This is a genomic window from Rhodococcus olei (assembly GCF_039540555.1).
GTDB classification, from domain to species: Bacteria; Actinomycetota; Actinomycetes; order Mycobacteriales; family Mycobacteriaceae; genus Rhodococcus_G; species Rhodococcus_G olei.
This window is the reverse complement of record NZ_BAABFB010000043.1, coordinates 47,351-71,596: the sequence shown is the minus strand read 5'-3', so window position 1 is coordinate 71,596 and position 24,246 is coordinate 47,351. Positions and strand designations below refer to the sequence as shown.

Here is a 24,246-nt window from a genome sequence, read left to right as displayed (position 1 = left end):
GACGTCCAGGCCGTGACCGGGGCGGCGTGCCCTCCCACGCCGCCCCAGGGTGCGGCGTCGACCTCGCACCTGCTGTGACCGGTCACAGCATCTCGGGGCGCCTGTGGAAAGTGGTGGTTGTCGCCCCGCGCATCGCACGTCAGGCTTGTGTGCAGACCCACAGTGGGTGCGGTGGAGCTCACGCAAGGAGGCGCGCGTGTCGGTGATCCCGGTGACCAACTCGAACGCGGCCGATGCGGGTGCGCGAGGCCTGTGGGGGAGCCGCCAGGCCTGGCTGGTGACCGGTCTGCTGTTCGGGTTCATGCTCGTCAATTTCGCGGACAAGGCCGTCCTCGGTCTGGCCGCGAAGCCGATGAGCGCCGCGTTCGACCTCGATGCGGCGTCGTACGGGCACGTGGCCAGCGCCTTCTACCTCCTGTTCAGCGTGTCCGCGATCGGCGTCGGAACGCTCGCGAACAGGGTCCCGACCAGATGGCTGCTGGTCGCGCTCGCGCTCACCTGGTCGGTGGCGCAGCTGCCGATGCTCTGGACGTCCTCGTTCGGGCTGCTGGTCGCCTCGCGGGTGCTGCTCGGTGCCGCGGAGGGGCCGGCGTTCGGGCTGGCCAACCACGCGCTGCAGAAGTGGTTCGTCGACGAGAAGCGGCAGATCCCCAGCAGTGTCGTCGCGCTCGGCGCGAGTGTCGGCACGATCGTCGCCGCGCCGGTTCTCGCGTGGGTCATCGTCCACGCCGGGTGGCGGCAGGGGTATCTGGTCCTGATCCTGGCCGGGGTGGTGTGGATCGGACTGTGGCTCGCGTTCGTGCGGCAGGAGGGGCCGTACGGAGCTACGTCGTCGGCATCCGCAACGTCGTCGGCATCCGCAACGTCGTCGGCATCCGCAACGTCGTCGGGATCTGCAACGTCGTCGGCCTCCGCGGTCGCCACCGCCGCCGCGGGCACCGCGGTCGAGGAGGCGCGGGCCGGCTACCGGCGCATCCTCACCTGCGGCACCTTCGTCGGATCCACCCTGCTCGGATTCGCCGCCTACTTCGGGCTGGCGTTGTCGGTGACCTGGCTGCCCCGGTTCCTGCAGGAGGGCCGCGGCTTCTCCCTCACCGCCGCGGGCACCGCGGTCGCGGTCTTCTGGGCGGTGGGCGGGGTGATGACACTCGGCGCGGGCATCGTGTCCCAGCAGCTGACCGTGCGCGGAGTCTCCACCACCTGGTCACGCGGCATGCTCAGCGTGGCGATGGTCGGCGTGGGCGGTCTGCTGACCGTCGCCGGGGTGCTCGTGGACGACCCGGGCGTGAGCCTGGTGCTGCTGGTGGTGGGATTGACCGCGCCGGGGTCGGTGTTCGCGCTCGGCCAGACGCTGGCCGGGCAGATCAGCCCGGTGCGCCAGCGCGGCACCGTGCTGGGTGTCGGTGTGGCGATCTCCACCCTCGCCGGCATGGTCGCGCCGACCGTGATGGGCCACCTCGTGCAGTCCGCGCCGACCGCCCTCGACGGCTACAACCGCGGGTACCTCGTGCTGGGGTTCGCCTGCATCGGTGCCGCGCTCGTCGGCGCCGTCCTGATTCGCCCGGTCCGCGACGCCGCGCGGCTGCGCCGGCCCGTCGGCGCCTGATCCCGAACGATCCGCACCCGGCACGGGCCACCGTCGTGTCCGCCACGGGCACCGGCGTGTCCGACGCCTCGCGGCGGCGGGAGCGCCCATGGCCGGGGGTGTCCACGGATGGGTGGTCGCCGGGTCCCGGGCCGTGCTGCCGGCGGTGACCGGGCCGACGAACAGCGCGAGAGGGCCGCCGGGCGGGTTCGCTGGGCGATCCGACGGCGCGGCCGCGGGGGCGTCGGGGCCTGTCGGTGCCGCGTGATGGAATGCCCGTCATGAGCGACGAGCGGGGGGACCGGCCCACCACCACCCTGGTGCGGCGGCCCCCGCGCGAGCCCGACGCCCGGACCTGGGGCCCGGACGCGGCGCCGCTGCTGCGGGACGCGGCCGACGGGGGAGTCCGTCGGGAACGGCGGCCCTGGCAGGTGCTCGGCGGTCCGGGCACCGGCAAGACGTCCCTGCTCGTCGACCTCGCCGCCTCTCGCATAGCCGGAGCGGACGGTGACCCGGAATCGGTTCTGGTGCTGACGCATTCCCGGCGGGCCGCGACCGCGGTGCGGGAGGAGATCACCACCGCCCTGCTCGGCGCCGGGCCGTCGCGGGCCACCCGGGAGCCGCTGGTCCGCACCGTGCACTCGTACGCGTTCGCGGTGCTCCGGCTGCAGGCGGCCGCGCACTCGAACCCGCCGCCGCGCCTGATCACGGGCGCCGAACAGGACGCCGTCCTGCGCGAGATGCTCCGCGGGGACGTCGAGGACGACGCCGAGTACTGGCCGGAGCGGTTGCGTCCGGCGCTGCCGTTGGCCGGGTTCGCCGCGGAGCTGCGGGACCTGATGCTGCGCGCCGGGGAACGCGGCCTCGGCCCCGAGGACCTGATCCGCCTCGGACACGAGCACACGCGACCGGAGTGGACGGCCGCGGGCACGTTCGTGACGCGCTACGAGCAGGTGATGCTGCTGCGTGGCTCGGTCGGCGTCGAGGCCCCGGAGGCCACCGCGCCGGCCCTCGACGCCGCCGAACTGGTCGGGGCCGCGTTGACCGCGTTCGCCACCGACCCCGACCTGCTGGCCCGCGAACGCGCCCGCATCCGGTGCCTGCTCGTCGACGACGCCCAGCACCTGGACCCGCAGGCAGCGGAACTGGTGCGGCTGCTCTCCCGGGGCGCCGACCTGGCGGTCGTCGCCGGCGACCCGGACCAGGCGGTGTTCGGGTTCCGCGGCGCCGACTCCCGCTTCCTGATCGATCTCGCCGACCCGGGCAGTGATCGCCGCGTGCTGCTGTCGACGAATCATCGCTCCACACAACGGGTTTCGGAGGTGACGGCGCGGGTGGCCGCGCGGCTGCCGGGGCGGCAGCCGCACCGCGCCCCGCAGCCGGCCACCGACGAGACCGGCCACGCCTCGGTCGCGGTGCTCGGCACCGCGGGCAAGGAGTCGGCCCTGATCGCCGACACGTTGCGCCGGGCGCACCTGCACGACGGGGTGCCGTGGTCGCGGATGGCGGTGATCGTCCGCTCGGTGCCGCGGGTCCTGGCGCCGCTGCGCCGGGCCCTGCTCGCCGCCGGCGTGCCGGTGACCACCGCGGCGTCCGAGTTGCCCCTGGCGCGGCAGCACGCGGTCGGCGGGCTGCTGCTGGCCCTGCGTGCGATCGCCGGCGGACCGTTCGCCGGCGAGGACGCCCTGGCACTCGTGTCCGGGCCGGTCGGCGGCGCGGACCCGGTGACGCTGCGCCGGTTGCGCCGCGGGCTGCGCCGCGTCGAACTCGCGACCGGCGGCGAGCGGGACTCGGCCGAACTGCTGCGCGCGATGATCGTCGACGGTGAACAGGCCCACCAGGGCGTGATCGACAAGCTGACCGAGGGAGAGTTCGCCGCGCTGCGGCGCGTGCTGACCGTCCTCGCCCGCGCCCGCACGGCGCACACCCAGGGCCGCGGTGTCGAGTACGTGCTGTGGGCGTGCTGGCAGGCGACCGGACTCGAGAGGCGGTGGGCGGCGGCGTCGGTGCGCGGCGGCCCGATCGGCGCGCAGGCCGACCGCGACCTCGACGCCGTCGTCGCGCTCTTCGACGCCGCCGCGAACTACGTCGACCGGCTGCCCCGTGCGAGCCTCGCCGGGTTCGTGGACTACCTCGCCGACCAGGAGATCCCGAGCGACCCGCGGTCGGCGGCCGCCGTCCCGGAGGCGGTGTCGGTGCTCAGCGCCCACGCCGCCGCCGGCCGCGAATGGGACGTCGTCGTGGTCGCCGGCGTCCAGGAGGGGCTGTGGCCCGGGCTGCGTGCCCGAGGGACCCTGCTCGGCACCGAGGAGCTCGTCGACCTCACCGCCGGGGTCGGCGACCCCGGCGAGACCCCGCTCTCCCGGACGGCGCCGCTGCTCGCGGAGGAACGCCGGCTGTTCCTGCTCGCCTGCAGCCGCGCCCGCCGCACCCTCCTGGTCACCGCGGTCAGTTCGACGGCCGGGGACTCGGACCTCGAGCCGTCCCGATTCGTCGACGAACTGCTCGGCGCCGACGAGGATCTCGGCGACATCGGAACCGACCCGGCGCCCGCCCTCCCGAGCAGGGTGCTGGCGCTGTCGTCGCTGATCGCCGAACTGCGCCGCGTCGTCTGCGACCCCGACCTCGCCGAGACCGACCCCGACATGCAGCGCCGCGCGGCCGCCCAGTTGGCCCGCCTCGCCCGCGCCGGCGTGCGCGGCGCCCACCCCGAACAGTGGTACGGAGTCGGCGGTCGCAGTTCCGCCGACCCGCTGTGGCAGATCGAGGACGGTCCGGTCCCGTTGTCCCCGTCCACGATCGAGCAGCTCGACGCGTGCCCGCTGCGGTGGGCACTGGAACGGCACGGCGGCACCGACGGCGAGAACACGCACGCCGTCACCGGCACCCTGGTCCACACCCTCGTGCAGGCGGTGGCCGGGAAGATGCCGCCCGACCAGGTGCGCCGGGCACTGGCCACCGCGTGGGACGCCGTCGACCTCGGCTCGCAGTGGTACTCGCGCCGCGAGATGGACCGCACCGCGCAGATGATCGACGCGTTCTCGGAGTGGCTGCGCCGCACGCGCGGTGAGCTCACCGAGGTCGGTGTCGAGGTCGCCGTCGACGGTGTGCTCGAGGCGCGCATCGAGGGGGAACCGGCGGTGCGGCTGCGCGGTCGCATCGACCGGCTCGAACGCGACGCCGACGGCCGGCCCGTCGTCGTCGACGTCAAGACGGCCCGCACCCCGGTCAGCAAGGACGCCGCCGAGCAGCACGCCCAGCTCGCCACCTACCAGCTCGCCGCCGCCCACGGGGCGATCGCCGGGGAGCCCGCCGAGCGGCCCGGCGGCGCCCGACTGGTGTTCGTGGCCAAGGCGAATCAGAAGGAAGGCGCCGCGCAACGACTGCAGGCGCCGCTCACCGAGGAGACCGAGGAGCAGTGGCTCGACGTGGTGCACGCGGCCGCCGCCGCCACCCGGGGGCCGCAGTTCTGGGCGCGGCCGAACGACGGGTGCCGGCACTGCCCGGTGGTGTCGAGCTGCCCGGCGCAGGAGGAGGGACGGCAGGTGACCGAGGCGTGACCCCACGGATCAGCCCCGCGATGCTGGCGGCCGCGCTCGGCCAGTTCCCGCCGACCCCCGAACAGGCCGCGGTGATCGCCGCGCCGCTCGGCCCGACCCTGGTGGTCGCCGGCGCCGGCGCAGGCAAGACCGAGACGATGGCCGCCCGGGTGGTGTGGCTGGTCGCCAACGGCCTCGTCGACCCCGAGCAGGTGCTGGGCCTGACCTTCACGCGAAAAGCCGCACAGCAGTTGACGTCCCGGATCCGCAAACGGCTCGCCCGCCTCGCCGATCCCCGCGTGGTGCGGGGGCTGGGGCTGAGCGAGGACCTGCGCGGTCGCATCCTGTCCGGAGAGCCGGAGGTCAGCACCTACCACTCGTACGCCGGCCGGCTGCTCACCGAACACGGGCTGCTGCTGCCGATGGAACCGTCCGCCTCCCTCCTGTCCGAGACCGCGTTGTGGCAGCTGGCCTTCCGGGTCGTCAGCTCCTGGGACGGCGACCTCGACACCGACCGCAACCCCACCTCGCTGACCGAGGCGGTGCTCGACCTGTCCGGGCAGCTCGCCGAACATCTCGTCGAACCCGCGGACCTGCGGGAGGCGCACACCGAACTCGACAAACTGATCCACACGCTGCCCGCCGGGCCCCGCCAACGCGGCGGGCCGAAGAAGGCACTGCTCGACGTCCTCGAGACCCAGCACGAACGCGTCGCGCTGCTGCCGCTGGTCGAGCGGGTTGCGGACGCGTTGCGGCGCGAGGGGGCACTCGACTTCGGCAGCCAGATGTCCCTCGCGGCCCGCGTCGCCGCCGACCACCCCGAGGTGGGCCGCGCCGAACGTGCACGGTTCCGCGTCGTGTTGCTCGACGAGTACCAGGACACCGGGCACGCACAGCGGGTGCTGCTGTCATCGCTGTTCGGCGGCGGCGAGGACGGCGCCCTCGCGCTGACCGCGGTCGGCGACCCGATGCAGTCCATCTACGGGTGGCGCGGCGCCTCCGCCGCGAACCTGCCCCGCTTCGCCACCGACTTCCCCCTGCCCGACGGACGCCCCGCCCCGCGCCTGGAACTGCTGACCAGCTGGCGCAATCCGCCCGAAGCGCTCGAACTCGCGAACGCGTCGTCGGCGAGCCTGCGGGAACGTGGCGTCCCGGTACCGGAGCTGCGCCCGAAACCCGATGCGGCCGTGGGCGACATCCGCATCGCCCTGCACGAGGACGTCGACCGGGAGCGGGAGTGGGTCGCCGACCTGATCGCCGCCGAGTACACGGCCGCCCGGGACCGCGACGAGGCGCCGCCGACCGCCGCAGTCCTGATCCGCCGCAACGCCGACGCCGCCCCGGTCGCGGCCGCGTTGCGCCGGCGCGGGCTGCCGGTGGAGGTCGTCGGGCTCGGCGGGCTGCTGCACGTACCCGAGGTCGCGGACGTGATCGCGATGCTCCGCGTGGTCGCCGACCCGCTCGCAGGCAGCGCGGCCGTGCGGGTGTTGACCGGAGCCCGCTGGCAGCTCGGCGTCGCCGACCTCGCCGCGCTGTGGAGACGGGCCCGGGAACTCGCGGTCGGGGCCGCGCGCAGTGCCGGCGGCGCGGTCACCGACCAGGACAGTCTCGACCAGGCGCTGGAGGCGGCGCTGCCCGGCGAGCACGCCGAACAGGCGGGCCTGGCCGACGCGATCGCCGACCCGGGTGCGCCGTCCCGGTACTCGGCGCTCGGACACGCACGCATCACCGCACTCGCCGCGGAACTGACGTCCCTGCGGGAGCGGATCGGGCAGCCGCTCACCGAACTGGTCGCCGAGGTCGAGCGGGTCCTCGGCATCGGCATCGAGGCGCAGTCCCGGTTGCCCTGGGTCCACCCCGGCGGCGCCGGCCGCGAACACCTCGACGCGTTCGCCGACGCCGTCGCCGACTACGCCCGCAACCCGTCGGCGACACTGACCGGGCTGCTCGCGTTCCTCGCCGCCGCGGAGACCGTCGAGAACGGGCTCGCGCCCGGTGAGGTCGAGGTTGCGCCCGACCGGGTGCAGGTACTGACCGTGCACTCGGCGAAGGGCCTCGAGTGGGAGGTCGTGGCCGTGCCGCACGTGGTCGACGGGGTGTTCCCGTCCGGGACCGCCACCGGAACCTGGCTCGGCACCGTCGGCGAACTGCCGCCGTCGCTGCGTGGCGACCGGGCGCTCGGCGAGGACGCCTCCGACGGGGTCCCCGTCCTCGACCTCGAGGACGTCTGCGACCGCAAGGACCTCGAGGACGCGATCACCGCGCACAAGGACGCCCTCGCACGCCGCAAACTCGACGAGGACCGCCGCCTGTTCTACGTCGCCCTCACCCGCACCGAGCGCGCGCTGTACGTCTCCGGACACCACTGGTCCGAAGCCGGGACCACCCCGAAGGGCCCGTCGGATTTCCTCACCGAGCTCCGCGCGGTCGTCGACGGCGCGGCGCAGAGTGGCCGGTCGATCGGCACCGTCGAACGCTGGGCGCCGGACCCCGACCCCGAGGCGCAGAATCCGCTGACCGCCGAACCGGTGAGCCTGGAATGGCCGCGGGACCCGTTGGGGGACAGGAAGGTCGGTGTCGAACGTGGCGCCGCGCTGGTACTCGCCGCGCTGGCCGCGAAGGCCCCGGCCGACCCCGACCCCGCCGACGATCCGGAGGGCTGGGCAGCCGACGTCGACGCGCTGCTCGCCGAACGGGCCGCTCGCGCCGCGGCGCGAGCGGAGGTGGCGCTGCCGACGCAGATGTCCGTCAGTCAGCTCGTCGACCTGGCCGCCGCGCCCGATGCGCTCGCCGCCAGGCTGCGCCGGCCGCTGCCGTTCCCCCCGAACCCGTTGGCGCGCAGAGGAACCGCGTTCCACGCCTGGGTCGAGCGCCGGTTCGGTGCGACCCGGCTGCTCGACATGGACGAGCTGCCCGGCGCCGCCGACACGGACGGTGCCGCCGACACCGACCTCGAGGCGCTGCAGGAGGCGTTCCTGCGATCGCGGTGGGCGCACCGCAGTCCCGTCGAGGTCGAGGTGCCGTTCGAGACGTCCATCGCAGGCACCGTCGTCCGTGGCCGGATCGACGCCGTGTTCGCCGATCCCGACGGCGGCTGGACCGTGATCGACTGGAAGACCGGAGCCGAGCCCAGCGCCGCCAACGAGCGCGCCGTGGTCATGCAGCTGGCCGCCTACCGGATCGCCTGGGCGGAACTGATGTCCGCACGCGCCCAGGCGCGGGGCGGGGCGCCGGTCGACCCGTCACGGGTTCGGGCGGCGTTCCATTACGTGCGCACCGGGCGCACCATCGCGCCCGACGCCCTGCCCGACGCCGACGCCCTGACCCGGCTGATCGAAACGGCAGGCGCCGACACGGGCGAGCCGGCCGCGACCGACACCGGCGAGCGGTCGCCTGCGTGATCAGGCTCCCCGCCGCACCCTCAGCGCGGCGACGACGAGGGGGATCTGCAGCGGCAACCGGGCGAGTGCCGCCGCCTTGGCCGGTGCCGGTCGGTCGCTCCGCAGCCAGTCGAGCGCCATCTGCACGTTCGCCGGGAACACCGCCACGAACAGCGCCGCCGCGAGCGTGCCGCCGAGCCGTCGGGTGCGCGGCACCGCCAGCGCCGCCCCGATCGCGAGTTCGGCGACCCCCGACACCTCGGTGTAGGTGCGGGCGTTGCCGGGCAGTGCCCGAGGCACGATCGCGTCGAACGGCTTCGGAGTCGCGAAATGCAGGGTGCCGGAACCGAGGAGCAGGGCGGCGAGAGCGGGAGCGGGGGAGAGGGCCACGGATCCAGCCTGACCGACCGCGCCCGCATGCGCCAGCACCGGAGCACGCCGCGCCGCGACTGGGGTCGATCACATCGACCGCTCGCGCCGTGTCGTCCGATGGCGTCCGCGTCGTGTCGCCCATCGGCGTCCGCACCGGATTTCGCGTCGCGCCGGGGTGTTCGCCCGCTCGGCCACACCGCTCATCGCGCGGCCGCACACGTACCCGCTCGATCGGGGGTTAGGCTCCCAGCCGATGTCTGCGAACTGGAGTCCCGACCATGGCCGGTAAGTTGCGGGATCGGCTGCCCGATCCGGAGGTGCTGACCGAGCGCCCCGACTACGCCCTAGTGGGCGTGCTGCGGATCCCCGAACTGGTGCGTAGCCCGTACCAGCTGATCTTCCGACGGGTCATGATGGCGGTCGCCGTCCTGATGCTCGCCGTCCTCGTGATCTACATCGGCCGCGACGGATACCGGGACGCACAGGACAACGAGCTGTCGTTCCTGGACTGCCTGTACTACGCGACGGTGTCCCTGTCGACCACCGGCTACGGCGACATCACCCCGATCACCCCGGAGGCCCGGCTGATCAATGTCGTGGTGATCACCCCGCTCCGCGTCCTGTTCCTCATCATCCTCATCAGCACCACCCTGGCCGCGCTGACCGAACGGTCCCGCCAGGCGTACAAGATTCAGCGTTGGAGGCACACCGTGCGCAATCACACCGTCGTCGTCGGATACGGCACGAAGGGCCGGACCGCGGTCGACGCGATGCTCGGCGACGGGATCAAGCCGTCGGAGATCGTGGTCGTCGACACCGACCAGGCCGTCCTCGACTCGGCCGCCGCTCTCGGCCTGGTGACGGTGTACGGCTCGGCGACCAAGTCGGACGTGCTGCGACTGGCGGGCGTCCAGAACGCCGCGTCGGTGATCGTCGCCGCCAACCGCGACGACACCGCGGTACTGGTCACGCTCACGGCCCGGGAGGTCGGCCCCAAGGCGAAGATCGTCGCCGCGATCCGCGAAACCGACAACGCGCACCTGCTGCGGCAGTCCGGCGCCGACTCGGTGGTGGTGTCGTCCGAGACGGCCGGCCGGCTGCTCGGCATCGCCCGCACCACCCCGACGGTGGTCGAGATGATCGAAGACCTGCTCACCCCCGAGGCCGGGTTCGCGATCGCCGAACGCGAGGTCGAACGCGACGAGGTCGGCGGCTCGCCGCGGCACCTGTCCGACATCGTGCTCGGTGTGGTCCGGGACGGGCGCCTCGTGCGGGTCGGCGCGCCGGAGGTCGACGCCGTCGAGGAGAACGACCGGCTGCTCTACATCCGCCGCGTCGGCAACTGATCACCGGGACGCACCCGGCACCGCCCCGGCACCGAGGCGAATGGCAGACCCTACTGTGATGGGCGTGGCTGATTTCGAGATGACCGAGGTTCCCCTGCTGTCCCGGTCGGCGCTGGACCGCGCCGAGGAACTGCGCGCGGACACCGAGGCGTTGCGGACCGGGTGGGCGGACGCGCTGGTCCTGCGAGTCAACCACCGCGGCCAGGCCCGGATCGACGGTGCGGACCTGGTCCTCGAACCGGCGACCGAGCTCGGCGCCGAACCCGTCCCCGGTGCGGTGTTCCTCGGCCGCCGCGAGGGCGTGCACGTGTGGGCGGTGCGCGTGCCGGCCATGACCGGACAGCTCGGTGACCTCCGGATGATCGGGCACCGCCTCGACGACGCGAGCGCCGGCCTGCTGACGACCGCTGTCGCGGTGCTGAACTGGCACGACGCCGCCGCGTACAGCGCGATCGACGGGGCGGCGACGACACCGACGATGTCCGGATGGTCCCGGCACAGCACCAGCACCGGCCACGAGGAGTTCCCGCGCACCGATCCGGCGGTGATCTGCCTGGTGCACGACGGTGCCGACCGGGTTCTGCTCGCCCGCAACGGCACCTGGCCCGAACGTCGCTTCTCGGTGCTCGCCGGATTCGTCGAGGCCGGGGAATCGCTCGAGGCCTGCGTGGCCCGGGAGATCGCGGAAGAGGTCGGTGTCCCGGTCCGTGACATCCGCTACCTCGGCAGCCAGCCCTGGCCGTTCCCGCGGTCGGTCATGATCGGGTTCTCCGCGATCGCCGACCCGGAGACCCCGCTGAACTTCGCGGACGGCGAGATCGCCGAAGCGCGCTGGTTCGGCCGTGACGAAGTGCGCGATGCGCTCGCGCTCGGGGACTGGACCTCGCCGGAGGACGCGCCGCTGCTGGTCCCCGGCTCCGTCTCGATCGCCCGCGGCATGATCGAGGCGTGGGCCAAATAGCCGGCACCGCCGGCGTGGGCCAATCAGCCGGCACCGCCGGCGTAGGCCAATCAGCCGGCACCGCCGGCGTAGGCCAATCAGCCGGCACCGCCGGCGTAGGCCAATCAGCCGGCACCGCCGGCGTGGGCCAACCAGCCGGCACCGCCGGGCGCACACAGCAGACCGGCCGCCTCCGAGGAGACGGCCGGTCGTGTGGATCGGTGCGGGTCAGACCCCGAGGACCTTCTTGACCTCGGCGAGACTCGGGTTGGTCGCGGTCGAGCCGTCGGCGAACTTCACGGTCGGGACGACGTGGTTGCCTCCGTTGACGCTGCCCACGAACTCGGCCGAAGCGGGATCCTGCTCGATGTCGACCTCGACGTAGGTGATGCCGTTCTCGTCGAGCTGCTTCTTCAGTCGGCGGCAGTACCCACACCAGGTGGTGGAGTACATGGTCAGGGCGGGGACGGTCTCGGTTGCGGTCACGGCGCGTTCAACATCACGACGCCGCCGAATTGTTCCGTGCGGCTCCGCGACCCGCGAGTGATCTTCACCCCAATGCGGGTCATGCCACTCACGGGCGTCGCGGGCGCATCGGGTCGTGTCGGCAGGCCCTGTCATGATGGAGCCCATGTCAGCGCGCGCCCAGGATCTCAGTGACACCGTCGAGGGACTGGACCCGCAGCAGTCGGCGGCGGTGCTGGCGCCACGCGGGCCGGTGTGTGTGCTCGCCGGGGCAGGCACGGGCAAGACCCGCACCATCACCCACCGGATCGCGCGGCTGGTCGCCGACGGCCACGTCGCGGCCGGGCAGGTCCTCGCGGTGACGTTCACGGCCCGGGCGGCGGGGGAGATGCGGTCCCGGCTGCGCGGACTCGGCATCGGTGAGGGCGCCAACCAGGTACAGGCGCGGACCTTCCACGCGGCGGCGCTGCGGCAGTTGCGGTACTTCTGGCCGCAGGTGATAGGCGACACCCAGTGGGAGCTGGTGGACCGCAAGTTCGCGATCGTCGCGCAGGCGGCGAACCGGGTGGGCCTGCCGACCAACACCGAGAGCGTGCGGGATCTGGCCGGGGAGATCGAGTGGTCGAAGGCGTCGCTGATCGCGCCGGAGGACTACCCCGCGGCGGCCGCCCGGATGCGCCGTGAGCCCCCGGCCGATGCGGGGAAGGTGGCCGACGTGTACGCCGCCTACGAGTCCGTCAAGGTGCGCGGCGACACGATGCTCCTGGACTTCGACGACCTGCTGCTGCACACCGCAGGCGCGCTCGAGGAGCACGTCGCGGTGGCGCAGGAGTTCCGGGACCGCTACCGCTGCTTCGTCGTCGACGAGTACCAGGACGTCACCCCGCTGCAGCAGCGGGTCCTCGACGCCTGGCTCGGCGACCGCGACGACCTCACCGTCGTCGGTGACGCCAACCAGACGATCTACTCGTTCACCGGCGCGTCGCCCCGCTACCTGCTGGACTTCTCCCGCCGGTTCCCGGACGCGTCCGTGGTGCGGCTCGAACGCGACTACCGGTCCACACCCGAAGTGGTGTCGCTGGCGAACCGGGTGATCGGGGCCGCGCGCGGCCGGATCGCCGGCACCCGCCTCCAGCTGATCGGTCAGCGCCCGCCGGGCCCCGAGCCGACGTTCGTCGAGTTCGACGACGAGCCGGCGGAGGCGGCCGCGGTCGCGCGGTCGGTGAAGAAGCTGATCGACTCCGGCGTTCCGGCCGCGGAGATCGCGGTGTTGTACCGGATCAACGCGCAGTCCGAGGCACACGAGCAGGCGCTCACCGAACTCGGGATCCCGTTCCAGGTTCGCGGCGGGGAGGGGTTCTTCACCCGGCCGGAGGTGCGGCAGGCGGTCGGCGCGCTGCGGCAGACCGCGTCCCGCGAGGACCTGCCGGACGGCGCGGACCGGGGCGCGGCCCTGGTGACGCTGGTGCGTGCGGTGCTCGTACCGCTGGGCCTGACCGACACCGAGCCGGCCGGCGCACAGGCTCGGGAGAAGTGGGCGTCACTGACCGCGCTCGTGGCGCTGACGGAGGATCTGCTCGCAGACCAGCCCGACCTCGACCTGGCCGGGTTGCTTCGCGACCTCGCCGCCCGCGCCGAGGCCCGGCACCCTCCGACCGTCCAGGGCGTGACGCTGGCGTCGCTGCACGCCGCGAAGGGTCTCGAATGGGACGCGGTGTTCCTGGTCGGGCTCACCGACGGCACCCTGCCGATCCAGCATGCGTTGGGGGACAAGTCGACCCCGCCGGACGAGGCGGCGGTCGAGGAGGAGCGTCGACTGCTGTACGTCGGGGTCACCCGCGCCCGCGAACACCTCCAGTTGTCGTGGGCGCTGTCCCGCACCGCGGGCGGACGACGCTCACGCCGCCGGTCGAGGTTCCTGCTCGACCTGGTGCCGGAGAACTCGCCGGCGTCCAGGATCGCGGCGCCGGTGGCCCAGAAGAAGCGCCCCCGGTGCCGGGTGTGCGGCAAGCAACTGCTGGGCACCGCGGCGACGATGCTCGGCCGCTGCGAGGGCTGCCCGTCGAACCTCGATGCCGCGGTGTTCGACTCGCTCAAGGCGTGGCGGTTGGAGAAGGCGAAGGAACTGAAGGTGCCCGCGTACGTGGTGTTCAGCGACACCACGCTGACCGCGATCGCGGAACAGCAGCCCCGCGACGACCGCGCACTGGTCGCGATCCCGGGGATCGGCGCGAAGAAACTCGAGCGGTTCGGGGCCGACGTGCTGGCCGTGGTGCGCGGCGAGAACCCGCTCGGCACCGGCCAGCCGAGCCTGATCGAGGACGCATAACCGCAGGTCAAAAATGGGTTGTGCGGTTCCCGCGGTACCGCTTACCCTGGATTCCGACGTTGCGGGCTTTCGGCCTGCCGTCATGGCCAGCCCCCGACGCTCGCGCGTCGGTGGGACCGCACGAACGACAAGGGAGGTGATCGGAACCATGATCGATCGGAACAGCAGCGCGCAGGCATATGCGTCGGCCACTCAGTGGCTCGCGCCGTCCGCACTGGTCGGCGGCGCCGCTCACCTGCCCGCCGCCATGTGGGCGGAGGCGCCGAAGCGCGTCATCCGACGTCGCGCACATGCAGCAGCTCAGTCGTCCGTGTCCCGGATCGCACACCGAGACCACACTCGGTAGCAGTTTCCGCACCGGCCACGGACGCCCCAGCGAACCGTGGCCTTTCGTGTTTTCGAGTACTTCCCCGTCGGGGAGGTGGCTCCAGGACGGGTCATCGGTTCGCACCCCGAACCCATCGACGAGTCCGTAAGGAGCACGACGTGTCCACCGCGACAGTCCGCACCATCACCGAACCCACCACCACCGGGTCGATGCAGCGCGAATTGCCTTGCCGTGCCGACAATCCCGATCTCTGGTTCGGGGAGACCCCCGCAGAACTGGAGCTGGCGAAGTCCCTCTGCGCGCAGTGCCCGGTCCGGGCCCGCTGCCTCAGCGCCGCCCTCGACCGTGCCGAGCCGTGGGGAGTCTGGGGAGGCGAGATCCTCGACCACGGCGTGGTGATCGCCCGCAAGCGCCCGCGCGGCCGCCCCCGGAAGGTGGCCGTCTGCGCGTGACCGGTTGTCCCGGCGGTTCTTCCGACCGCCGGGGCACCGGCGCCGGCGCGGCTCAGAGGGCGTAGTCGACGACGACCGGGGCGTGGTCGCTGATCCGCCGGTCGGCGGCCGGATCGCGGTCGGTGCCCGCGGCGACGGCCGCTCGCGCGAGTGCCGGTGTCGCGAGGTGGTAGTCGATACGCCATCCGACATCGTTCGTGAAGGACTCCCCGAGCCACGACCACCACGAGTACGGTCCGTCGGTGTCGGGGAACCGACTGCGGACGACGTCGACGAGCGTCCGCGGGGACAGGATCGACCCGAACCACTCGCGTTCCTCGGGGAGATGTCCCTCGACCTGGTTGCTGCGCCGCCAGTTCCGCACGTCGTGGCGGGTGTGCGCGATGTTGAGATCGCCCATCAGCAGCAGTTCCCGGCCGCGTGCGCGGGCGTCGCGGCGCGAGCGCGTCAGCTGGCGCGCGAACGCGTCGAGGAAGCGCATCTTGCGCTCGTACCGGGCGCCGCCGTCCGGCGCCTCCCGCATCCGCCCCGGCTTCTGCAGGTGCGCCGGAAGGCCACCCTTCGGCAGGTACAGCGACGCCGTTGCGTCCGGCCAGCACGCCCTCGTCGTAGGCGAGGTGGTAGGAGCCGAACACCCCGGCCGGGATCGCGTCCGCGCGCGCCCGCATCTCCTGCACCGCGACCACGTCGGGTGCCCGTTCGCGCAGCCACTGCTCGAATCCGCGACGCTGCGCCGCACGGATTCCGTTGACGTTGAAGGTCGCGATCCGCACGAGCGCACAGTCTAGGTGCCTGCCGCCGCGCACCGCCCGGCACGGTCCGCGCTACTCCGCTCTGCGCACGTCCTCGGTGAAGCCGGGCAGCCACTGCGTCAGGATCCCCATGTAGGGCGCCTCCGCGTCGAGCTGGGCGCAGATGCCGACCGACCCGAGCAGCACCCGGAAGATCATCACGTACTTCGGGGGCAGATTCAGCGCCCGGGCGGTGCGGAAGTGGTCCGACGAGAGGTCGGTCGCCGTACCCGCCGCGCGCTGCAGCCACGCCCTCGTGAAGTGGAACGACTCGGTGTGGATCGGGTCGGTGAACGGGCGCAGGTAGTCCGCGATCTCGCGGTCGGTGACGTTCCGGCCGGGCAGCACGAACCCGTTGGCGCGCAACAACTCCGTGAGTTCCTCGAACCGCTCGTCGAGCGCGAGCCGGACCATCCGGCCGAGCACCGGGGGCAGGCCGCCGGGCATCGGGGCGCAGGCACCGAAGTCGAGGACACCGAGCCGGCCGTCGTCGCCGAGCATGAAGTTGCCGGGGTGCGGGTCGCCGTGCAGCAGCCCGGCCCGGGTCGGCGACGCGAAGTGGAACTCCGCCAGCCGGGCCCCGGCGGTGTTGCGCTGCTCGGGGGTGCCGTCGCCGATGATCGCCGACAGCGGTGTCGCGGCCATCCACTCGGTGATCATCACCTTCGGCGCGCTGGCAACGACTTTCGGGATCGCGAACTTCGGGTCCCCGGCGAACGCCGCGGCGAACGCCCGCTGGTTGTTCGCCTCGATCCGGTAGTCGAGCTCGTCCTCGGTGCGTGCGCTGAGCTCGTCGAGGACCGGTTTGACGTCCGTGCCCGGCATGACCGCGGTGAACATGCCCGCCATCCGGGACAGGGTCTTCAGGTCGGCCCGCAATGCCTCGTCGGCACCCGGGTACTGCACCTTGACGGCGACATCGCGGCCGTCCGACCACACCGCCCGGTGCACCTGCCCGATGCTCGCCGACGCGGTCGGGGTGTCGTCGAAGCTGGTGAACCGTTCCCGCCACCGGGTACCGAGCTGCTGGTCGAGGACCCGGTGCACCTTGCCCGCCGGCAGCGGGGGCGCCTCGGCCTGCAGCTTCGTCAACGCGTCCCGATACGGTTCGGCGAACTCCTCCGGGACCGCGGCCTCCATCACGCTCAGGGCCTGCCCGAGTTTCATCGCGCCGCCCTTGAGCTCGCCGAGCACCGTGAACAGCTGCTCGGCCGCCTGCTGCGTGAGCTTCGCGTCGATCTCCGCCCGGTCGCCGCCCGCCAGCTTGCGCCCGAAGCCGACCGCCGCGCGGCCTGCGATCCCCAGCGGGATGCTCGCGAGTTTGGCGGTGCGGGCTGAGCTGCGGCGGGGAATGTCGGGCACGCCCCCATCATGGCGGACGATCGGCGGGTTCGCCTACATCCCTGGTGACACGATCCCGGGCGACACCACGGCAGCCGCACCTCGGGTGGGGACGCCAGGGCCTGCGGACCAGACGCGTCGCCGCGAGGTCCAGCTCCAGGGTGGCGTTCAGGCTGGCCGGTGGCCGGGCCGGGTCGGCGTCGATCAGCGCGGACAGTTCGGTGGCCGCGAGCGCGGTGGTCGCCAGGACGGTGTCCGGCCGGGCGTGCCCGACCCGGCCGAGCAGCTGGGCGGCCAGATGCGGCCACTCGGGGTCGCGGCCCGTGCGGGTCAGGTCCGCGCACCGCAGACAGCTCGTGCGCCCCGGCAGCACCAGCGGCCCGACGACGCCGCGGCCGTCCCGGAATCGGACCTGCAGGTGTGCGACGCCGGCGGCGACCAGGCCCGCGACCGTTCGCGGATCGGGCACCAGTTCGTCGGTCAGGACGACGCAGTCCGCCCCGTGCGAGAGGGGGCAGGCGCCGGACCGGTCGGGGACGGAGCGTGCGACGCGCACCCGGCCGTCGCCGAGTGCGGCCGCGAGCCCGTCCGCGAGTGGACCGCGCCCGTGCAGGTGCACCGAGCGCACCGCCGGTTCGCGGCGCGGCGGCACCAGGGCGCCGGCGGCGTCCAGCTCGGCGAGGATCTGCGCGATGTCGACGCCGTCGATGCCGGCACGGTTGGCCTGCCACACGACCTCGTCCTCGCGGTGCAGGCCGTCGAGCAGGCGCAGGATGCCTGCGAGGGTGTCCGCGGCGACGCCGGCCGGGGGCCGCAGCAGCAGCGCGGTGTCCGGATCCCACCCGAGCTGCAGGGCGCCACTGGGACGGGTCAGGACCGGGATGCGCGGGTCGAGCCGAGGACCGGTGTGCCCGCCGACGAGGGTGTCCATGCCGGCCAGCATCCCAGCCGACCGGTCGCCGACCGCCGCGTCGCAGCGGGTTGTCCACAGCCCCCGACGCCCGATGACCTGCGACGTTCGGGTGCGGTGACTACTCGTTCGGTTCGTCGCCGGTTCCGGTGACGCCGCGCTCCTCGCGTTCGCGGGCCTCCATCTCCTGGATCTGGGCGATCGCGTCGTCGATCGTGCTGGTGCCGCCGCCGACCACGCGGTCGACGAACGCGGCAGGGCTGTCCAGGTCGCTCGAATCCGGCAGCAGGTCGGGGTGTGCCCACACGCCGTCGCGGCCCTCGATGCCGGCGGCATCGGTGAGCCGGCTCCACAGCTGCGCGGCCTCGCGGACCTTGCGGGGGCGCAGTTCCAGGCCGACGAGCGTCGCGAACGTCTGCTCGGCGGGTCCACCGGTCGCGCGGCGCCGGCGCAGCGTCTCGCTCAGCGCGGCGACCCCGGGCAGCCGGTCGCCGAGGGCCTGCGCGACCACCGTCTCCACCCAGCCCTCGATCAGCGCGAGCAGCGTCTCGAGGCGTTCGAGCGCCTGCTTCTGCTCCGGCGTCGTCTGCGGCTCGAAGGTGCCCTGCTGCAGCAGTTCCTCGAGCTTGGACGGGTCGGCCAGCGCGCTCGGGTCGAGGTTCTGGGCGGCCTCCTCGATCGCGGAGAAGTCCATCGTGATGCCGCGGGCGTAGTCCTCGACCGTCGCGAGCAGGCGTTGCCGCAGCCACGGCACGTGCACGTAGAGGCGCTGGTGCGCGGCCTCGCGGGCGGCCAGGAACACCAGGATCTCCCGGTCCGGCTGCTCGAGTCCCTCGCTGAACTTCTCGATCGCGGTCGGCAGCAGCGCCGCGACGCCGGCCGGTCCGAGCGGAAGGCCGATGTCGGTGGACGTCAACACCTCCGACGCCAACTGGCCCAGCGCCTGACCGAGCTGCGACCCGAAGGCCAGGCCGCCCATCTGCCCGATCATGCCGAGCATCGGTCCGGCCATCTGCCGCGCGTCCTCCGGCAGGCCCGACACCCACATGCCCGAGACCTGCTCCGCGACCGGATCGCACAGCCGCTTCCAGGTGTCGAGGGTGTTCTCCAGCCAGTCGGCCGCCGTCCACGCCTCGGTCCGGGTCGCGCCGGCAGGCAGGGTCGTGGCGCCGTCGAGCCAGACCTCGGCCAGGTGCGCGGAGTCGGTGACCGCGGACGCGGTGCTCGACGGGACCGGCGTGACCGAACCGATCTGCTGCAACGCCAGCTTCTTCGCGACGTCGTAGTTCACCGGTCCGTCCTGGCCGCCGGTGCCCATCGCGCTGCCCATACCGGACAGCATCTGCCCGAACTGGGTGAGCATCTGCCCGAGCGCGGCCGGGTCGAAGCCCTCGGCGCCGAACCCGAACGGCATTCCGCCGGGGCCGGTCGGACCGCCACCGGCGTTCTTGTCGCGGTCGGGGTCGTCGTCGGAGTTGGAGAAGCCGAACGGCTGATTGCTCATACGTCAACGGTACAAGGCGCGGCGCGGCCGGGCCGCAGCGGAAATCACGCCGAGCGCGAACAGGGCGCGCCGCCCGGTCCGGACGGTCGGTGCCGCGCCGACCTCTACGCTGGGCCGGGTGAATCGACGGATGCTCACCCTGCTCGCGGCGCTGGTGCCGGTCGTGGCGTTGCTCGGGCTGGGAACGGTGGTGCAGGTGCCGTTCGTCGCGCTGGGGCCGGGCCCGACGTTCAACACCCTGGGCCAGGTGGACGGGAAACAGGTCGTCGACATCGAGGGCACCGAGCTGGATCCGACGTCGGGGAATCTGAACATGACCACGGTCTCGGTGCGGGACGGGTTGAACGTCTTCGAGGCGTTCGGGTTCTGGCTCAGCGGCCGCTACGGCCTGGTCCCGCGCGAGGAGGTCTATCCGGCGGACCGCAGCCGCGACGAGGTCCGGCAGGAGAACGCCGCCGACTTCGCGCAGTCCGAGGAGTCCGCCGAGCTGGCCGCCCTGCACTACCTGGGGGAACCGGTCGCGCTGGTGATCACCGACGTGGCGGAGGACGGGCCGTCGCACGACCTGCTCCACGTGGACGACCGGATCGTCAGCGTCAACGGCACCGCGGTACGCACCACCGGCGACGTGCAACGGGCCGTCGCCGACCTGGCCCCGGGCACGACCGCGACGATCGTCGTCGACCGGGGCGGGCAGCAGGTCGCCGTCCCGGTCACGCTCGGTGCCCGGCCCGGGCACGCGGACAAGGGCTACCTGGGCATCACCCCGACCGAGCGGCCCGAGGTGCCGTTCACCGTCGACTTCAACCTCGCCGAGGTGGGCGGTCCGTCCGCGGGCCTGATGTTCACCCTCGCCGTGATCGACAAGCTCTCACCGGGTGAGCTCAGCGGCGGCCGGTTCGTCGCGGGCACCGGCACGATCGACTCGGACGGCAAGGTCGGGCCGATCGGCGGCATCCCGTACAAGATGATCGCCGCCCGCGAGGCGGGGGCGACCACCTTCCTGGTCCCGGCGAAGAACTGCGACGAGGCCCGGCAGCGGGTGCCGGACGGGTTGCGGCTGGTCCGGGTGGACGACCTGAACGGCGCGGTCGGCGCCCTCGACGCGCTGAACTCCGGCGCGGACGCCCCGTCCTGCTGACGCCCACGCGGGTGAGCGCGGTGCCCGGCGTTCGGTTCACGTGACCGGGGGCCACCTCACCAGTCGTCGTCGGTGACGTCGAACGTCGCGTAGAGGGCGTTGACCAGGTTCGGGGCCAGATCCTCGTGGGTGAGCAGTTCCGGCTCGGCGTCGGGATCGTCCTCGTCGGGTTTGAGGGCGAGCACGCACGCGGACGGGCCGTCGCGCAGCACCGCCGCGATCAGGCGGGCGTCGCGCCGCTCCGGATGCGCGCCCGCGGTGGCGCGGGCCATCTCGTCGGCGGCGTGCTCGTCCGCCAGCACCGGCGCGACCGCGGAATCGAGCGCCGACGCGGCGTCCGGCGGCAGCACGACGATCTCCTGGACCAGGACGCAGCCGACGACCCCGGCCGGCCAGCTGGTCGTCGCGAGGAACTCGTCGAGCGCGGGGGAGCCGCCGCCGACGTCCTCGGGGAACGGCTCCTGTTCGACCGGGGTCAGCTCGGCACCGTCCTCCAGCTGGTCGAGCAGGTCGGGTTCCGCGGCCGCCAGGGCCGCGGTGGGGACGAGCGCGAACATCTGCGGGGGCTGGCCCCAGCCGCCCGCGTCCACGTGGTCCGCCACCTCCCGCACGCACCGGGCCAGGGCCTGCGCCGAGTAGGTCTCGGCGCCGGACGGGCCGGGGTGGGTGTAGTCGCCGTCGAAGTCGCTCACCCCGTCATCCTCGCACCCGGACACGGCACCCGGACAACCCGGACGACGCCGGAGGCCACACAGGAAACCAACGTAGAGTGGGACAAAACCCCCGCGGCCCGCTCGTCGTGCCGCCCGACCACGGGAGCGTGACACGTGGGCATGCGGCCCCCCACCGGACTACCTTCGTTGTCCAAACGGAGCCGAGTGTTGTTGGTACTGGCACTCGTTGCGGCGGTACTGCTCCTGATCGGGCCACGGCTCATCGATGCCTACGTGAGCTGGTTGTGGTTCGGCGAGGTCGGGTTCCGCGGCGTCTTCACGAAGGTTCTGCTCACCCGGCTCGTGCTCTTCCTCGTCGTCGGTCTGGTCGTCGGCGGTGCGGTGTTCGCCGGCATGCTGATGGCGTACCGGTCCCGTCCGGTGTTCGTGCCTGCGGCGGGCCCGAACGACCCGATCGCCCGCTACCGCACCACGGTGATGGGCCGCCTGAAGCTGTTCGGCATTGTCGTGCCCGTGGTGATCGGCGCGCTCGCCGGCCTCGTCGCGCAGTCGAGTTGGGTTGCGGTGCAGATGTTCCTGCACGGCGGTGACTTCGGCATCGACGATCCGCAGTTCCACCTCGACGTCGGCTTCTACGCGTTCGACCTGCCGTTCTTCCGGCTCGTGCTGAACTGGTTGTTCGTCGCCGTGGTGATCGCGTTCCTCGCGAACCTGGTCACCCACTACGTCTTCGGCGGGCTGCGACTGTCGGGGCACGAGGGTGCGCTGACCGGTGCCGCCCGCATCCAGCTGTGCGTGCTGGCGGGAACGTTCATCCTGCTCAAGGCGGCCGCGTACTGGCTGGACCGCTACTCGCTGCTCTCCAGCGGCCGCAAGGAGCCGACGTTCACCGGCGCGGGGTACACCGACATCAACGCGGTGCTGCCGGCGAAGTTGATCCTGATGGCGATCGCGGTGATCTGCGCGCTCGCGTTCTTCGCGGCGATCTTCCTGCGGGACATGCGGATCCCGGCGCTCGCGACCGCCCTGCTGGTGCTGTCGTCGGTGCTGATCGGTGCTGTCTACCCGATGCTGGTCGAGCAGTTCTCGGTGAAGCCGAACGCGGCGCAGAAGGAGAGCCCGTACATCGAGCGCAACATCCAGGCGACGCGCCAGGCGTACGGCATCACCGACGACCAGGTGGAGTACGTCGACTACAGCGGTGTCGCGAAGAAGCAGCCCCAGGACCTGCCCGCGGACGTGACGACGATCGCGAACACTCGGCTGCTCGATCCGAACATCCTCTCGCCCACCTTCACCGCCCAGAAGCAGCTGAAGAACTTCTACGCGTTCCCGCCGAGCCTGAACGTCGACCGGTACAACGTCAACGGACAGTTGCGCGACTTCGTGGTCGCCGCCCGCGAGCTGTCCCCGTCGAACCTGCAGGGCAACCAGACCGACTGGATCAACCGGCACACGGTCTACACCCACGGCAACGGCTTCGTCGCGGCGCCGGCGAACCAGGTCACCGCGGTCGAGGGCGAGAGCCAGAACGCGACCGGTGGGTACCCGATCTACAGCGTCAGCGACCTCAAGACCCAGCCCGCCGATCCGGTGCTCAAGGTCGACAACCCGCGCATCTACTTCGGCGAGGTGATCGCCAAGACGGACGCCGACTACGCGATCGTCGGCGCCGCAGGCGCCACGCCGCGCGAGTACGACACCGACGACTCGAAGTACACCTACTCCGGCAAGGGCGGCGTCCCGATCGGAAACTGGTTCAACCGCGTGGCATTCGCGGCCAAGTACGCCGAGCGCAACATCCTGTTCTCGGGTGCGATCGGGTCGGACTCGAAGATCATCTACAACCGTGACCCCCGGGACCGGGTCGGCGAGGTCGCGCCGTGGCTGACCACCGACGGGACCGTGTACCCGGCCGTGGTCGACGGCAAGATGCAGTGGATCGTCGACGCGTACACCACGCTCGACAGCTACCCCTACGCGCAGCGCAGTTCGCTGGAGGGCCTGGTCGCCGACAGCGTCGACGCCAACACCGGTCGGCTGCTGCCGAAGAAGGAGGTCTCGTACATCCGGAACTCGGTGAAGGCGACCGTCGACGCGTACGACGGCACCGTGACGCTGTACCAGGTCGACGAGAAGGACCCCGTCCTCAAGGCCTGGATGGGCGTGTTCCCCGGGACCGTGCAGCCGCAGAGCGCGATCACCCCGGACCTGCGCGCGCACTTCCGCTACCCCGAGGACCTGTTCAAGGTGCAGCGCGAGATGCTGGCGAAGTACCACGTGGACGATCCGAAGGAGTTCTTCACCAACAACGCGTTCTGGTCGGTGCCGACCGATCCGACCGTCGAGACGGACAAGGCGCAGCCGCCGTACTACGTGCTGCTCGGCAACCAGGACACCGCGAAGCCGGAGTTCCGCCTGACCAGCCCGATGGTCGGCTACAACCGCGAACTGCTCTCGGCGTACATCTCGGTGGCCGCGGACCCGCAGAACTACGGCAAGTTCACCGTTCTGCAGCTGCCGACGGACACCCAGACCCAGGGCCCGCAGCAGGCGCAGTCGTCGATGACGTCGAACTCCCGAGTGGCCAGTTCGCTGACCCTGCTCAAGCAGTCCAACCGGGTGCAGTACGGCAACCTGCTCACCCTGCCGATCTCCGACGGCGGGATCCTGTACGTCGAGCCGCTGTACACGCAGCGGAACTCGGCGAACGCCTTCCCGCAGCTGACCAGTGTGCTGGTGAGTTTCAGCGACACCAACGGCATCCGGGTCGGGTACGCGCCGACGCTGTCGGAGGCGTTGAGCCAGGTGTTCCCGGGGGCCGGTGCGCTGGCGACCGCGCCGTCGGCGACGCCGTCCGAGTTGCAGCCGCCGGGGCAATCGGAGCAGCAGGCGCAGGCTCCCGCACCCGCCGTGCCGGTCGCGCCCCCCGCGCCGTCCGGCGACGTGAACAAGGCGCTCGCCGAGATCGACGCGTCGCTGGCCGCGTTGAAGTCGGCTCAGCAGAGCGGTGACTTCAACGCCTACGGCGCCGCGCTGGACCGGCTCCAGAAGGCCGTGACCGCGTACCAGGGCCTGCCCAAGTAGCGACACGACGAGAGGCGCCCTGCCGACCGATTCCGGTTGGCAGGGCGCCTCTTTGGTGCTTC

15 protein-coding genes and 1 pseudogene are annotated in these 24,246 nt (G+C 72.5%); 9 read left to right on the top strand and 7 right to left on the bottom strand.

The genetic code is table 11. The features are described 5' to 3' along the window. Window positions 1-196: 196 nt before the first annotated feature. The 3 genes from ABD951_RS13200 to ABD951_RS13190 all read left to right on the top strand — a co-directional run bounded on the left by ABD951_RS13200 (window position 197) and on the right by ABD951_RS13190 (window position 8,525). Window positions 197-1,606: an MFS transporter gene (locus ABD951_RS13200; RefSeq protein WP_345345445.1), complete on the top strand. Its 1,410-nt coding sequence runs from the start codon at window positions 197-199 to the stop codon at window positions 1,604-1,606. A gap of 251 nt (window positions 1,607-1,857) precedes the next feature. Continuing rightward, window positions 1,858-5,145: an ATP-dependent helicase gene (locus tag ABD951_RS13195; protein WP_425569845.1), complete on the top strand. Its 3,288-nt coding sequence runs from the start codon at window positions 1,858-1,860 to the stop codon at window positions 5,143-5,145. Then, window positions 5,142-8,525: an ATP-dependent helicase gene (locus tag ABD951_RS13190; RefSeq protein ID WP_425569844.1), complete on the top strand. Its 3,384-nt coding sequence runs from the start codon at window positions 5,142-5,144 to the stop codon at window positions 8,523-8,525. Before ABD951_RS13195 ends, ABD951_RS13190 begins: the two co-directional genes overlap by 4 nt. Here the strand turns inward: ABD951_RS13190 and ABD951_RS13185 are convergent, their stop codons facing one another. Next, window positions 8,526-8,894 carry a DoxX family protein gene (locus ABD951_RS13185; protein ID WP_345345441.1) on the bottom strand — a complete coding sequence of 123 codons (369 nt, stop codon included), beginning with the start codon at window positions 8,892-8,894 and terminating at the stop codon, window positions 8,526-8,528. A 260-nt stretch (window positions 8,895-9,154) separates the two neighbouring features. Between ABD951_RS13185 and ABD951_RS13180 the strand changes: the two genes are divergently transcribed. Both ABD951_RS13180 and nudC read left to right on the top strand, forming a co-directional pair. After that, window positions 9,155-10,222, top strand: a complete 1,068-nt coding sequence (locus ABD951_RS13180; protein WP_345345439.1) for a potassium channel family protein — start codon at window positions 9,155-9,157, stop codon at window positions 10,220-10,222. 58 nt (window positions 10,223-10,280) lie between these two features. Continuing rightward, a complete protein-coding gene (nudC, locus tag ABD951_RS13175; RefSeq protein ID WP_425569843.1) occupies window positions 10,281-11,183 on the top strand; it encodes an NAD(+) diphosphatase in 903 nt (300 codons plus the stop codon). A gap of 207 nt (window positions 11,184-11,390) precedes the next feature. Here nudC and ABD951_RS13170 read toward each other — a convergent pair whose 3' ends face one another. Next, window positions 11,391-11,648 (bottom strand): mycoredoxin, encoded by a 258-nt coding sequence (locus ABD951_RS13170; protein WP_345345435.1) that lies wholly within the window; start codon window positions 11,646-11,648, stop codon window positions 11,391-11,393. A 133-nt stretch (window positions 11,649-11,781) separates the two neighbouring features. On the opposite strand from ABD951_RS13170, the gene ABD951_RS13165 reads away from it, so the two are divergent. Beyond that, on the top strand, window positions 11,782-13,956 hold the full coding sequence (locus tag ABD951_RS13165; RefSeq protein WP_345345433.1) for an ATP-dependent DNA helicase UvrD2: 2,175 nt from the start codon (window positions 11,782-11,784) through the stop codon (window positions 13,954-13,956). Window positions 13,957-14,493: 537 nt separating this feature from the next. Further along, entirely contained in the window at window positions 14,494-14,736 is a 243-nt protein-coding gene (locus ABD951_RS13160) for a WhiB family transcriptional regulator (RefSeq protein WP_345345473.1), read from the top strand. A gap of 52 nt (window positions 14,737-14,788) precedes the next feature. Here the strand turns inward: ABD951_RS13160 and ABD951_RS13155 are convergent. From ABD951_RS13155 to ABD951_RS13140, 4 genes and pseudogenes are all read right to left on the bottom strand, one after another. Then, window positions 14,789-15,509: pseudogene (locus ABD951_RS13155) on the bottom strand (exodeoxyribonuclease III). 51 nt (window positions 15,510-15,560) lie between these two features. Beyond that, a complete protein-coding gene (locus tag ABD951_RS13150; RefSeq protein ID WP_345345431.1) occupies window positions 15,561-16,889 on the bottom strand; it encodes an ABC1 kinase family protein in 1,329 nt (442 codons plus the stop codon). 7 nt (window positions 16,890-16,896) lie between these two features. After that, entirely contained in the window at window positions 16,897-17,799 is a 903-nt protein-coding gene (locus tag ABD951_RS13145; protein WP_345345429.1) for a hypothetical protein, read from the bottom strand. A gap of 100 nt (window positions 17,800-17,899) precedes the next feature. Then, window positions 17,900-19,282: a zinc-dependent metalloprotease gene (locus ABD951_RS13140; protein WP_345345427.1), complete on the bottom strand. Its 1,383-nt coding sequence runs from the start codon at window positions 19,280-19,282 to the stop codon at window positions 17,900-17,902. Window positions 19,283-19,400: 118 nt separating this feature from the next. On the opposite strand from ABD951_RS13140, the gene ABD951_RS13135 reads away from it, so the two are divergent. Continuing rightward, the gene (locus tag ABD951_RS13135; RefSeq protein ID WP_345345425.1) at window positions 19,401-20,423 is read left to right on the top strand and encodes a YlbL family protein; all 1,023 of its coding nucleotides are present in this window, start codon (window positions 19,401-19,403) and stop codon (window positions 20,421-20,423) included. 56 nt (window positions 20,424-20,479) lie between these two features. On the opposite strand, the gene ABD951_RS13130 is transcribed toward ABD951_RS13135, so the two are convergent. Further along, window positions 20,480-21,115, bottom strand: coding sequence for a PPA1309 family protein (locus tag ABD951_RS13130; protein ID WP_425569842.1), 636 nt, complete (start codon window positions 21,113-21,115; stop codon window positions 20,480-20,482). 141 nt (window positions 21,116-21,256) lie between these two features. Between ABD951_RS13130 and ABD951_RS13125 the strand changes: the two genes are divergently transcribed. Next, window positions 21,257-24,184, top strand: coding sequence for a UPF0182 family protein (locus ABD951_RS13125; RefSeq protein WP_425569846.1), 2,928 nt, complete (start codon window positions 21,257-21,259; stop codon window positions 24,182-24,184). The last annotated feature ends 62 nt before the right edge of the window (window positions 24,185-24,246 follow it).

Bases quoted from the DNA above. Each gene is read 5' to 3' on its own strand.
- nudC (WP_425569843.1), top strand. From the start codon at position 10,281: ATGGGCGTGGCTGATTTCGAGATGACCGAGGTTCCCCTGCTGTCCCGG.
- ABD951_RS13140 (WP_345345427.1), bottom strand. From the start codon at position 19,282: ATGAGCAATCAGCCGTTCGGCTTCTCCAACTCCGACGACGACCCCGAC.
- ABD951_RS13160 (WP_345345473.1), top strand. From the start codon at position 14,494: ATGCAGCGCGAATTGCCTTGCCGTGCCGACAATCCCGATCTCTGGTTC.
- ABD951_RS13165 (WP_345345433.1), top strand. From the start codon at position 11,782: ATGATGGAGCCCATGTCAGCGCGCGCCCAGGATCTCAGTGACACCGTC.
- ABD951_RS13145 (WP_345345429.1), bottom strand. From the start codon at position 17,799: ATGGACACCCTCGTCGGCGGGCACACCGGTCCTCGGCTCGACCCGCGC.
- ABD951_RS13180 (WP_345345439.1), top strand. From the start codon at position 9,155: ATGGCCGGTAAGTTGCGGGATCGGCTGCCCGATCCGGAGGTGCTGACC.
- ABD951_RS13125 (WP_425569846.1), top strand. From the start codon at position 21,257: ATGCGGCCCCCCACCGGACTACCTTCGTTGTCCAAACGGAGCCGAGTG.
- ABD951_RS13195 (WP_425569845.1), top strand. From the start codon at position 1,858: ATGCCCGTCATGAGCGACGAGCGGGGGGACCGGCCCACCACCACCCTG.